Source organism: Paenibacillus xerothermodurans (assembly GCF_002220865.2).
In the GTDB taxonomy this organism is placed as follows: Bacteria; Bacillota; Bacilli; order Paenibacillales; family NBRC-103111; genus Paenibacillus_S; species Paenibacillus_S xerothermodurans.
The window spans coordinates 211,076-222,979 of sequence record NZ_NHRJ02000003.1 but is presented as its reverse complement, the minus strand read 5'-3'; the positions used below and the strand labels follow the sequence as shown (position 1 = coordinate 222,979).

The 11,904-nt window shown below is 53.4% G+C and carries 10 protein-coding genes and 1 riboswitch; of the genes, 3 read left to right on the top strand and 7 right to left on the bottom strand.

The annotated features are described in order from the left end of the window. Nucleotides 1-26 precede the first annotated feature (26 nt). Nucleotides 27-779, top strand: a complete 753-nt coding sequence (locus tag CBW46_RS08440) for an EcsC family protein (protein ID WP_089199573.1) — start codon at nt 27-29, stop codon at nt 777-779. Nucleotides 780-1,196: 417 nt separating this feature from the next. Here CBW46_RS08440 and CBW46_RS08430 read toward each other — a convergent pair whose 3' ends face one another. The 6 genes from CBW46_RS08430 to CBW46_RS08405 all read right to left on the bottom strand — a co-directional run bounded on the left by CBW46_RS08430 (nt 1,197) and on the right by CBW46_RS08405 (nt 7,224). After that, nucleotides 1,197-2,717 carry a solute symporter family protein gene (locus CBW46_RS08430; RefSeq protein ID WP_089199571.1) on the bottom strand — a complete coding sequence of 507 codons (1,521 nt, stop codon included), beginning with the start codon at nt 2,715-2,717 and terminating at the stop codon, nt 1,197-1,199. A 15-nt stretch (nt 2,718-2,732) separates the two neighbouring features. Next, nucleotides 2,733-3,047 (bottom strand): DUF485 domain-containing protein, encoded by a 315-nt coding sequence (locus tag CBW46_RS08425; RefSeq protein ID WP_207802262.1) that lies wholly within the window; start codon nt 3,045-3,047, stop codon nt 2,733-2,735. A 252-nt stretch (nt 3,048-3,299) separates the two neighbouring features. Next, on the bottom strand, nt 3,300-3,968 hold the full coding sequence (gene tenA / locus CBW46_RS08420) for a thiaminase II (RefSeq protein WP_089199569.1): 669 nt from the start codon (nt 3,966-3,968) through the stop codon (nt 3,300-3,302). A gap of 14 nt (nt 3,969-3,982) precedes the next feature. Then, nucleotides 3,983-4,780 carry an energy-coupling factor transporter transmembrane component T family protein gene (locus tag CBW46_RS08415; RefSeq protein ID WP_089199568.1) on the bottom strand — a complete coding sequence of 266 codons (798 nt, stop codon included), beginning with the start codon at nt 4,778-4,780 and terminating at the stop codon, nt 3,983-3,985. 312 nt (nt 4,781-5,092) lie between these two features. Continuing rightward, complete coding sequence (locus CBW46_RS08410) at nt 5,093-6,637, bottom strand: ABC transporter ATP-binding protein (protein WP_089199567.1); 1,545 nt, start codon at nt 6,635-6,637, stop codon at nt 5,093-5,095. Continuing rightward, on the bottom strand, nt 6,637-7,224 hold the full coding sequence (locus tag CBW46_RS08405; RefSeq protein ID WP_089199566.1) for an ECF transporter S component: 588 nt from the start codon (nt 7,222-7,224) through the stop codon (nt 6,637-6,639). Before CBW46_RS08405 ends, CBW46_RS08410 begins: the two co-directional genes overlap by 1 nt. 123 nt (nt 7,225-7,347) lie before the next feature. Further along, nucleotides 7,348-7,454: riboswitch (TPP riboswitch) on the bottom strand. A gap of 815 nt (nt 7,455-8,269) precedes the next feature. On the opposite strand from CBW46_RS08405, the gene asd reads away from it, so the two are divergent. Next, on the top strand, nt 8,270-9,052 hold the full coding sequence (asd, locus tag CBW46_RS08395) for an archaetidylserine decarboxylase (protein ID WP_089199564.1): 783 nt from the start codon (nt 8,270-8,272) through the stop codon (nt 9,050-9,052). Between the two features lie 348 nt (nt 9,053-9,400). Here asd and kduI read toward each other — a convergent pair whose 3' ends face one another. Next, nucleotides 9,401-10,234, bottom strand: coding sequence for a 5-dehydro-4-deoxy-D-glucuronate isomerase (kduI, locus tag CBW46_RS08390; RefSeq protein WP_089199563.1), 834 nt, complete (start codon nt 10,232-10,234; stop codon nt 9,401-9,403). A 285-nt stretch (nt 10,235-10,519) separates the two neighbouring features. Between kduI and CBW46_RS08385 the strand changes: the two genes are divergently transcribed. Further along, on the top strand, nt 10,520-11,827 hold the full coding sequence (locus tag CBW46_RS08385; protein WP_089199562.1) for an aminotransferase class I/II-fold pyridoxal phosphate-dependent enzyme: 1,308 nt from the start codon (nt 10,520-10,522) through the stop codon (nt 11,825-11,827). Nucleotides 11,828-11,904 lie beyond the last annotated feature (77 nt).

Here is an 11,904-nt window from a genome sequence, read left to right as displayed (position 1 = left end):
AGACATGTAAGGGAGGGTGCTGCCACGTGGAGCATGACTGGAATATATATGAGCAGCAAACGGCAAAATCGCTGAAGCTGTGGGAAAGGGAGCTGTTAAAGCCCCCGGGCTGGTTGGAACGCACGTCCAAGGCGGTATCCCAGCGGGTCAATCACGTCATACCGGAGAAAGTACATCAAAGTATTACAGCGGCGGTCAAAGGCATTGTCCAAACCGCGCTGTTCAGTATCGAGTACATGCCGAAAAGTGATCCGATCCACGGTCTCACGCTGGCTGATCGCGATGTTAAGGCGGAGGCTCTGTTGGCCCTTTATAAAAAGATCGCCGCGGCTGAGGGCGCCGGTGCGGGGGCTGGCGGAATTTTGTTGGGGTTGGCGGATTTCCCGATTTTGATCGGCATCAAAATGAAGTTTTTGTTCGAGCTGGCACATGTGTATGGCCACTCGACCCGCGATTACCGGGAGCGGCTGTTTAATTTGCATGTGTTTCAGCTCGCATTTTCAAGCCAGGCGAAAAAACATGCCTTATTCCGGACCATCGCTGAGTGGCATCAGACCGCACCGTCTCTCCCGCCTGCCGAGTCCCACGCTGAGCATGTGAATTGGCAGCAGCTTCAGCAGGAATACAGGGACACCATCGATTTTCGCAAAATGCTGCAGCTTGTACCGGGCATCGGTGCCGTGGTCGGCGCTTGGGCCAACTATGGGCTGTTGGATGATCTCGGCCAAGTGGGCATGAACTGCTTCCGGCTGCGTTGGCTCCGGGAGGGAAGAAATTGACCTCCTATCCGGGCATGATGCCGTCTTCTGGCAGCGGCGTACAGAAAGACGAGCGCATGCCGCGTATGCATCGTGGTATGCCGCACAAGCCGCAATGACGGCTAACCCCCTATCAGCACCCCTGATGGCGTAAAAAAATGGCATTCGCGAGACTGTTCCATGGAGACAGTCCTGCGAATGCCATATTACTTGTCAGCATTTTCCGATGTATTTCAGCCACCTCTTTGGGATGCAGACTGGCATGCACACCCTGAATTGATGTCATCTGCGGATGGCGATTCAGAATTGTGCTGCAGGACACTGTATAGCGAATCCCGGATTGCTGCGGATAGCTTTCAACTTCTTCGCAATGCAAGCTGGACATATTCACAACCGCCGGCGCTATCGGCGTGTGACCGCCATCGTGCTTGCTTGCGCTCATCTGCCAATGCCGGTGTTGGCCTTTACCAGGATCTCCTGGAACTTCGCCTCATTGGACGGTCGGGAAAGCAGCGTCCCTGCGATGGCACCGAGGAAGCCGAGCGGAATGGAGATAATGCCGGGATTCGCGTAAGGGAATAACGCCTCGCCCACAAAAATCGCCGCGCCTGGCTGAGGCGCCCACACGCTCGGGCTCAACGCGACGAGAATTAGCGCGCTGAGCAGCCCGGTGAGCATTCCTGCCACCGCTCCGGTTGTATTGAATCTCTTCCAAAATATCGTGAACAGCATGACCGGCAGGTTCGCGCTTGCCGCAATCGCGAACGCCACCGATACCAAAAACGCTACATTCAAGGTTTGGGCAAACAGCGAGAGCAGGATGGAGACTACCGCGACTCCCACGGACGCCCAACGCGCAACAGCCATCTGTTCCCGCTCGTCGGCTTGGCCGCGGCGGACAATGTGCGTATAGAAATCATGGGCAAATGCGGAAGCCGCGGACAGCACCAAGCCAGCCACAACCGCCAATATGGTGGCAAAGGCGACGGCGGAAATAAATGCGAAGAAAAAATCGCCGCCAACTGCTCTCGCCAACAGCGGTGCCGCCATGTTGCCGCCCTTGTCGGCCGCCACAATATTGTCGTAGCCCACAAAAGCCGCTGCGCCGAAGCCCAGGAATATCGTCATCACATAGAAAATGCCGATCAGCCAAGTCGCATACACGACGGAGCTGCGCGCCGTCGGGGCATCCTTTACGGTGAAAAACCGGGTTAGGATGTGCGGGAGGCCGGCTGTGCCCAATACAAGCGCAAGGTTAAGCGACAACGTATCGAGAGGAACCTTGTATTTGTTTCCCGGATTAAGAAAACTGTCCTTTAACGGCGTCGCGCTCTTCATGTGCATGAACATGTCGCCCACATTGAAATTAAACTTGGCGAACACGATCACCGAAATGATAAACGTACCTCCCATCAGCAGCACCGCTTTTATTATCTGCACCCACGAAGTAGCCCGCATTCCGCCGAATACTACGTATATGGTCATAAGTACGCCCACGGTCAGCACAGAGATAGTGTAATCAAGCCCAAGCAGCAGTTTAATGAGCAATCCCGCGCCCACCAGCTGGGCGATCATGTAAAATATCGAGATGGTGATCGTGTTCAGTGCGGCTACTCCGCGTACTTTTTTATCATCGAACCGTGCGGCGATCATATCGGCCATTGTGTATTTGCCCAAATTTCGCAGCGGCTCGGCCACAAGATAGAGCACCACCAAATATGCCACGAGAAAGCCTATGCTATAAAAGAAACCGTCAAATCCCGCCAGCGCCACCGTCCCCGCGATTCCGAGAAACGACGCAGCAGACATATAGTCTCCTGCAATGGCGAGGCCGTTTTGCCATCCGGTCAGCCCCCCGCCCGCCGTATAAAATTCACTGGTTGTGTTGGTTTTTTTTGCCGCATAATACGTGACGATCAAGGTTAGACCTACAATAGCGAGAAATAAAATGAAAGCCATGTTTACGCGACCTCCTCACAGTTCCCTTTTGATTTCTTCGACCAACGCATCATAGTACCTGGCTTTGCGGGAGTAGAGAATGCACAACGCCCATGTCATAATAAATTGGGAAAAAGCGAACAACCACGCCCAAGACACAGGGCCTAGCGCCGGCTGGTTCAGCGCCGTTGAATAGGAGGTCAGCAAAGGGAGAGTGAAGTAATACGCAAAGAAAAACAGCGACATGGGCAGCAGGAAGCTTTTTTTCCTCGCCATCAGTGTTTTAAACTTCGGCGATTCGGCAATGCGGGCGTAATTAGGTTCTTTAGCAGGTTGTGTTTGTTGCATCATACCATCCTCCTAACCTTAAATTGTGAACACGCTGGACTGTCTCAACTGGGTGCCGCGGACATGTTAGCGCTTCCATTTTTAGCGTGATCTTATCCCCAGCAATACCGTACCTACATTATAGTAATTGCGTTCAGTTCACGCCACCCATTTTTCTGTGACTTCTATCTGCATAGACTGCGCATGCAGCTTTTGTTGCCTTTCATCTCAATGAAAAAAGCCGCTCAGATCCTGAGATCCGCGCGGCGCTTCCTCTTAACCGTACGTTGGCCAGCTTTCCAGAGTGTCAGCCATCTCCCAAAATTCATGCTCATAATGACTGCTGATGACAAAATGCCGCTGCATGCGTTCTCGGTCAGATGAGGTGACCTGCTCGGCTATGGTGTCCAGCCGGTCAATCTGCTCCTGAACCAGCTCACGAAACCATTCACCGCCGTAGGCGTTAATCCATTCCCGGTAGATCGGCTCCTCCGGCGTTAGCCCCTGCAGCCGCTCGCCAATTTCAAAGTACAGCCAGTAGCACGGCAGGATTGCCGCGACGATATCCCCCAAATGCCCGTTATAGGCGGCACTCAACATATGGCACGTGTAAGCGTACGCTGTTGGAGCAGGCTGGAATGCAGCACGCTCTTCGTCAGTGATACCCAACTGCTTGGCGAACTGCTCATGCAGCGCCAATTCTGCACTGTAAGTTCCCTGTGCATGCACCACCATCCTGTTGGTGTCGAACAGATGGGTTGCCTTGGCTGCGCCAAGTGCCTGAACCCGCGCAAACTGAGACAGGTAATATGAATCGTTCAGTAAGTAATGGCGGAACTTAGCGAGTGGAAGGGTACCGTCCGCGATCCCTCTTATGAACGGATGCTCGAAGCTCGCATTCCAGCTCGCGTCAACCGCTTGACGCAGTTCTTCTGAGAATTTCATTTTATCGTCTCCCCTTAAATAGCTTGATAGTGGACGTCCCCGATATGAAAATAAGGCATCTGCTGACCAAGATATAACGCAGTGGCAAGGGAAATCACAAGGTAGATCAGCAGACAAACATCGCGCATCGAAAAGCTTATTTGATAATAATAGGTGCGCCGCACCTCCGAGGAAAAGCGCTTCGCCTCCATCGCTACCGCGATCCGCTGGGCTCGGCGGATGCTTTGTGCGAGCAGCGGTATTGCGTAGAGCCTCAGCGTCTCATAAGCGCCTCCGATACCCGCCCTGCGCTTCACACCCCGCACCTTCAGAGCCATTCTGAGCGTGCGCAACTCATCCGCCATAATCGGCATCAGCCGCAGCGCCGCCATGAAGCTGTACGCATATTTAGCCGGCAGCTTGCACTGCTGCATCAACGAGTAAAACAAGTCGACAGGACGCGTGGTAAGCGCAAACGTTAACCCCATCACTGACATATTAGCGGTCTTAAAGCCCACATGGAGCCCCCGGTAGAAGCTTTCCTCGGATACGCGTATCAGCCCCCACTGCAGCCAGACGTTGTCCCCTTTGCCAAACAGGATCATCGACATCGAGGATGACACGAACAACAGGCCGAAAGGCAAAAGAAACAGCAGCAAACGGGACAGAGGCTGCCCGGAAAACAAAATCAGCAGCAAAATCTGAGCCGCGGTCAGGTTTACGAGCACGTTAATGTTACCTATGAGGAGCACAACAAAAAACATTCCGAGCGAAACGATCAGCTTGAGACTTGGGTTGACGCGATGCAGCCACGTTTCTTGATAAGCGAACATAGTGGATCACCCCGTTTCGTGATAGAGTCTGCGCACAGCGCCTAGTCGGCGGCACCACTTTCGCCAGCCGGCGGCTAAGCTGCTTACAGCGGGCACTCCGCGGTGCCACTCTTCTTTGGCCGTCCCGCTTCGCTGTGCGCAGCGACCAAGTTGGCCGCACCGCTCTCGTCCGGCGGCTAAGCTGCTTACAGCGGGTACTCCGCGGTACCACTCTCGCCAGGCCGTCTCGCTTCGGCGTGCACAGTGACCAAGTCGGCGGTACCTCTCTCGCCAGGCCGGCAGCTAAGCTGCTGTGCTCACGCCCCACGTGGTTCACACCACTGGCTGCACAAACTCACGCTTCGGTTGCCGCGTGAGTCCAGCCGAGCGGAGGTATGCCCCAGGGTCCGCGTCCATCGCAAGCTCACCGCGCTCTACGAGCCACACACGGGTAGCGAACCAGCGCACAATCTCCATGTCATGCGTCACCATTAGGATGGTTGTGCCCTCTCGACGCAGAGCCTCCAGCTTCTCCAGGATGGCAAACGTATTCGCCGCATCCTGGCCGAATGTTGGCTCATCCAGCAGAACCAGCCGTTCCTGGCTCACCATCGCCGTAGCCACGCTCAGCCGCCGCTTTTGTCCCAACGACAGCTGGTACGGATGCTGATTCTTCAGGTCAGCTAGACCAAAGTCCGAGAGCAGAGCCTGAGTCAGCCGCTCGACATCGGGCTGCCCGTGCCGACGGAAACCGAACGCGGCCTCTTCATATACAGAATTGGTCACGAACTGCATTTCAGGGTTTTGAAACACATACGCTGCGCCTGCCGATACATCCTTAAAACCACGGACACGCCGCTGCAGGAAAGTGTAATCACCGGAGGTTGGAATTAGCTGCATCATCGCTTGCAGCAGTGTGCTTTTGCCTGCACCGTTGTCACCGACCACCGCAATCCATTCCCCGCTGCCCACACGCGCGTCTTCGATATGAATCTTTGGTTGACGACTCCGGTAAGGATTTGGTTGACGACTCCGGTAAGGATAACCGTCAAACCGCTGCAGCACACACAGCTCCTGCCCGGAACTTTCATGCTCGCCAGATGAACTGATCTGGCCGGATATTCGTGCCGTTAGCTGTGGAGCACCGGCCGCATAATCGTCCCACACTCCCGGATACCAGATCCCATATTCCCGCAGCGCCGCCGCATAATCCGCGAATACCCGATTCGGATCGCCGTCGGCCAATATCGTGCCATCATATGTAAACAGCACTACGCGATCTACAAAATCTATGACCTTATCAATCTTATGCTCGACAATCAATACCGTCTTGTCTGCGCTAACATTTTTCATGGTGTCCCATACTTGACGCGTGCCTTCCGGATCGAGCAAAGCGGTCGGCTCATCCAGGAACAGCACATCCGGCTGAAGCGCAAGAACAGAAGCGATGGCGAGCCGCTGCTTCATGCCCTGCGATAGTGATTGAATCGGAATGTGCGCGTCGTCCAGAGCAAGTCCGGCCTTTGTCAGACCTTCCCGAATGCGCGCAGGCATTTCTTCACGCGGCACACCGAGATTTTCCAGCACGAAAGCCATCTCCTCATCTACAAAGGGCATGCAGAACTGTGTGTCCGGATCCTGAAATACATAACCCCACGATGTTGGGATATCGATGTGATCGTACCGTACCGGGACGTCGATCGCACCGGGAATCAAACCGGTTAGTACCTGCAGCAATGTCGACTTACCGCAGCCGCTGGGGCCGAGCAGCAATATCTTTTCCCCCGGCGCCACCGCGAATGACAGATCGTGAAATTGAAGAGAAGGGGCGCCTGCAAATTTGAGCCGCAAACCGCTGACCGACGTACCCGTGCGCATCACTGCGGCCGCTCCAGCGCATCGTAGTCTGCCTGGTTCGCGGGGCGTACCAGCTGTGTAACACCGGTCGCCTCCAGCGCTTTAACCAGCCAACATGCACACAAACCAGTAAAGAAAATACCGCCGATCAGCCGGAACACGACCAGCAGGCTCAGGTTCCAAGGCTGCAGGGCGAACAGAGAGCCCTTATACCAATCGAACATTAAGGATGCTGCCGCCGAGGCCAAGCCCGCCAAGCATGCCGCGGCAGCCGAAAAGCTTCGGTAGCGGAGCAACAAAAATACGAGCTCTGCTCCCAGACCCTGCCCTATGCCGTAAGTGATCGCTTCCACTCCATACTGCGAGCCTGCCACCAATTCGCCGGACGCGGCCGCTACTTCCGCCAACAGTGCAACTCCGGGCTTCCGGATCAGCAAAAATGCAACGGTGGCAGCCATGAACCATACACCATACACCAGCTCATCCAACTGCAAGCCGGCGAGCCTCACCACCGTGGAAACATCCGCCCACAATCGATAGATAAGCGCAAACACTACGGCGATAACGATGGTGATCAGGATGTCCGTTAGCTTCAGGCCTTTGCTCATGTTACACCTCAACTCCTTTCTTCTTGCGTCATATTTGTCGATCTGCGAAGCCTAAGTGGTAACACCATGCAAAAAAACCACTTCCTGTATGGAAGTGGTTCGCATGTGTGAATGAATACACGCGTATAACGCTCTCCACTTCCCTACGCTGGCACAATCCAGATCAGGTTCAGAGGGTCTAGGATCTATCGATCCAATCTCAGCCCGCACGGGCTCCCCTAGTGACACACCTCATGTTATCACCATTGTAAAAAATGTCAATAACAAAAACAGCATCTTGTGCTAACCTGTTTTGGCAGCACGTTCCCGGCAGCTGTGTTAGCCAGCTTGTTCGCCGAAGCTGCCGTACCGGCCTGGCCAGCGGTGCCGCCGCTGCCAGTTCACCACCGATCGGACGTCGCTGCCGCACTGCCCTTTGCCAGCGGGCGCTGTCCGGTCACCACCGTCCGCCTACAGGCAAACGGTGGGGCATGCACAAAAATTTTTATAACCGTTCTAACAAAAAACTAGTAAACGGTTACAAAAACTTATGTTAAGATAGATCAGAGTGTTTGCATTTTTGATTATGGCAGGGGGTTCTGACGAGTGAATCAAGTCCTTCACTCCACTACGGATGAACAGCTGATCGAACAGCTGTCAGGTTGTTATTTTTGCACTATGGTCGCCGTTGATCCGAAATCTAAAGCTCCAATTTATTGCACCAAGTATTCCGGATCCGCGCACCCCATTCTGGTAAACGCAGCCGCGTGCCTCTCATGCTGTGAATATAAGCGGCACGAGAGGTTGAACTAGCCGGACTGGACTCTGTCACCGGGCTGACGTTCGCATTGGCCCGTCCACCCGGCGGCGGAGCACCGCCGTGCTCCCCTAGCAGGGCGTGATGCGCCGTGCTCCCCTAGCAGGGGGCGATGCAGTCTTTGTGATCTAAGTGCAGCGCCCCGCAACCGCGGTGCAAGTAGGGTGGCTTTTTCTTGCGTTACAGAAAGTAATATGTCAAGATATTCGATAGATCAACATTAAGAAAGAAACAGGTGAACGCGAATTCATGACAAAATCTTTTTTCCGCTTGCTAACGGAGCTATCATCCCGCAAATTCATTTCCAGATTAACAGGCAGTTTCGCAAAATCGAGAGCGAGCCGCGGGCTTATCCAACGCTTCGCCAAAATATACGGCATCCCGTTGGAGGATGCGGAAAAACCGTGGACCGAATACGTCTCACTCAACGACTTTTTCACCAGACGGCTTAAACAGGGACTTCGTCCTATCGATCCGGAGGATCAGGTGCTAGTCAGCCCCGTCGACGCCACGATCACCGGGATGGGCCCGATCCGCGAAGGCTTAATATTGAATGTAAAGGGTCAGGATTATACGGTAGAGGAAATGCTTAATCACTCACCGCGTACCGTGAACTACAAGAACGGGTTCTATTTTGTGCTGTATTTGAGCCCGACGGATTACCACAGAATCCATTCCCCGATCGAAGGCGACATCATCGAAAAGGAACATATTCCCGGCAAGGTTTACCCCGTGAATGAGTTCGGACTTCGCAACATGCGCAGAGTGTTGAGCCGGAACGAGAGGCTGATTACCTACATGCAGCATGAAACCGGCGAGCTGGCCGTAGTCAAAGTCGGAGCGATGAACGTAAGCAGCATCAAATACGTGTCTCCACTGTCCGACCGGCCAGGCCGGGGTGACGAGCTGGCTTACTTTGAGTTCGGTTCCACCGTGGTGCTCCTGTTGGAAACAGATACTTTTGACAGCCGTCCGGATCTGGAAGTAGGCAGTAAAGTGAAGATGGGCGAGCGCTTAGGTATACTGAAGTAAACGGTAAACGTGTGACCGCCGTAAGGCGCAGCCCTCCTTACGCCACGAAAGGAAGCTGAGAGTGTGGGATTTGTGGCACCAGCTTCCTTTCTTTGTTCCCCCGTACCGGCGCTTACCAATTCTCCGCCCCCTTCACGCGCTCCATCTTCCTGTACGACGCTGGCTCCACGCAGCTGCACATGCTCACACAACGATGAGATGTGCAACGGCAGGAAGCTTCGCTTATGCCCGAGTGCCACTCATAGCTTCCTCATCAGGTTTCAGGTTACCTCTTGTGTTCAGGCAAAAAGGACGCCTTGCGGCGCCCTGGCAGTGTCAAAGTCTATTGATAGTACAACTGCAAATATATCAGCGCAGATCTTTCGGTGCAACCATGTCCATATCGTGGAACACTTGGTTCTCCCCAGCCATCGCCCAAATAAACGTGTAGTTGTTGGTGCCGACTCCCGAATGAATCGACCAGCTTGGAGAGATAACAGCCTGCTCGTTGCGTACGACAAGGTGACGGGTTTCACTCGGCTCACCCATCAAGTGGAACACCAGGCCGTCTTCCGGCATGTCGAAGTAAAAATACACCTCGGACCGGCGGTTATGCGTATGGCACGGCATGGTGTTCCACATGTTGCCCGGTTTCAGCAGCGTCATGCCCATGACCAGCTGACAGCTTTGAACGCCATTTAAATGAATATAGCGGTGAATTACCCGCTCATTGGAGGAAGTAATTGAGCCCAAATGCTCGGATTCCGCTTCGCTCAAAGCGATTTTTACGGTTGGGTAATTCTTATGTGCCGGCGTGGAAGACAGATAGAACCGAGCCGGGTTAGCCGCGTCCGCACTTTTGAAAATGACCTCTTTGTTTCCAAGTCCTATGTACAAACCATCCTTGGTGTCCAGCTCATATTCCGTACCGTCCACCGTGACGGAACCCTTAGGTCCTACGTTAATGATACCGATTTCACGGCGTTCCAAAAAAAAGTCTGCGCCCATTTCACGCTTGTCCGCTTCGAGCTTGATCGGCTCCGCAGTTGGGATGACACCACCCGTAATAAAACGGTCAACGTGACTGTATACCAAGTTCAGTTGGCCGGGCACAAACAAGTTTTCGATCAAAAACTCGCTTCTCAATGTTTCCGAATCATATGTTTTCGTTGCAGCAGGATTTGTTGCGTAGCGCACTTCCATCTATGATTTCCTCCCCAGAAAAATTTCGGGCGAACAGCCGAATTCCGTGACAGCGCTTTCTATGAATAAAAAGCCGGAATCCCGTGCCTCCATCCCCTGTATATGGTAACATAAATTAATTTCCCCGGCTACAGCGCGGATTCCGCATAAAAAAATGTGAGGCGTTTTACCAAATGCACAGTGACGCACCCGGGCCATAATGGTATAATGAACCCTAAAAGTTAGGCCTCATATCATCATACGTTCTATTAAAAGATAAGCTAGATTACGGAAGGATGGGTCCTCATGAATCCTCTTGCACAACAGCTGAACGACACGATTGCAAAAGAAAGTCCTCATGTCTACGAAATGCTTTCCACGTTGGGCAAGCAAATCTATTTTCCTAAAGTCGGTATCCTCAGCCAATCCGCTGAAGCGAAGCAAAAAGCTAAGAAATTTAACGCGACCATCGGTACGGCACTCGAGAATGGGCAGCCAATGCACCTGAAGGTCATTCAAGATACATTGTCCGCGTACAATCCGAAGGATCTATACGAGTATGCCCCGCCTGCGGGGAAACCAGAGCTTCGCGCCGCTTGGCGCAGCAAGATGATTGAGGAGAATCCGTCATTGGAGGGCGTCGCTCTCGGCAGCCCTATTGTAACCAATGCACTGACCCACGGGCTCAGCATCGTTGCCGACCTATTCGCCGACCCCGGCGACGCAGTTGTCATCCCGGACAAAAACTGGGAAAACTACGAGTTGACGTTTGGTATCCGCCGCGGCGCCGAAATCGTCAACTATCCGCTTTACAACGACGAGCGCCAATTTCACACAACGGCATTCCGCGAAGCGCTCCTGGCTCAGAAAAACAAGGGCAAGGCTATCGTCCTACTGAATTTCCCGAACAATCCGACCGGCTACACACCAAACCCGGAAGAAGGGCGGCAGATCGTCGAAGTTATCAAGGAAGCTTCGGAGGCAGGCATCAATGTAGTCGCAGTGACAGACGACGCGTATTTCGGCTTGTTTTTTGAGGATTCTCTGCAAGAGTCGCTTGCTGGACAGCTGGCCAGTTTGAACTCCCGTGTATTGTGTATCAAAATCGACGGGGCTACCAAAGAGGAGTACGTATGGGGGTTCCGTGTAGGCTTCATCACCTACACCGGACAGAGCGAAGCTACCTTGGCCGCGCTAGAGCAAAAGACGATGGGTATTGTGCGCGCGACCATTTCTAGCGGACCTCATCCATCCCAAACATTCGTGCTGCATGCTCTCAAATCGCCTGAATTCAAAGCCCAGAAGCAAGAGAAATTCGAGATTATGAAAGGCCGAGCCAACAAGGTGAAAGCGATTCTCGACAGCGGAAAGTACGATGCAGTATGGGAATATTACCCGTTCAACTCCGGATATTTCATGTGCTTGAAGCTGAAGACGGTAGATGCGGAAGTGCTACGCCTGCATCTGCTTGATAAGTACGGCGTCGGCACGATAGCACTGGGTGAAACCGATTTGCGCGTGGCGTTTTCCTGCATTGAAGAAGAGAACTTGCAGGAATTGTTCGATACTATCTTCCAAGGCGCACAGGAAGTACAGCGAGTGACTGCAAATTAAAACAAAATAGAAAGCCGGACCTCTTTCGTTAAGAAGAGATCCGGCTTTTTTGTCGTTCACCGGCGGAAAAACATACA

Excerpts from the sequence above, each read along its gene's own strand:
- tenA (WP_089199569.1), bottom strand. The coding sequence starts at position 3,968 with ATGAAATTCTCAGAAGAACTGCGTCAAGCGGTTGACGCGAGCTGGAAT.
- CBW46_RS08385 (WP_089199562.1), top strand. The coding sequence starts at position 10,520 with ATGAATCCTCTTGCACAACAGCTGAACGACACGATTGCAAAAGAAAGT.
- CBW46_RS08425 (WP_207802262.1), bottom strand. The coding sequence starts at position 3,047 with ATGATGCAACAAACACAACCTGCTAAAGAACCTAATTACGCCCGCATT.
- CBW46_RS08405 (WP_089199566.1), bottom strand. The coding sequence starts at position 7,224 with ATGAGCAAAGGCCTGAAGCTAACGGACATCCTGATCACCATCGTTATC.
- kduI (WP_089199563.1), bottom strand. The coding sequence starts at position 10,234 with ATGGAAGTGCGCTACGCAACAAATCCTGCTGCAACGAAAACATATGAT.
- asd (WP_089199564.1), top strand. The coding sequence starts at position 8,270 with ATGACAAAATCTTTTTTCCGCTTGCTAACGGAGCTATCATCCCGCAAA.
- CBW46_RS08410 (WP_089199567.1), bottom strand. The coding sequence starts at position 6,637 with ATGCGCACGGGTACGTCGGTCAGCGGTTTGCGGCTCAAATTTGCAGGC.
- CBW46_RS08430 (WP_089199571.1), bottom strand. The coding sequence starts at position 2,717 with ATGGCTTTCATTTTATTTCTCGCTATTGTAGGTCTAACCTTGATCGTC.
- CBW46_RS08415 (WP_089199568.1), bottom strand. The coding sequence starts at position 4,780 with ATGTTCGCTTATCAAGAAACGTGGCTGCATCGCGTCAACCCAAGTCTC.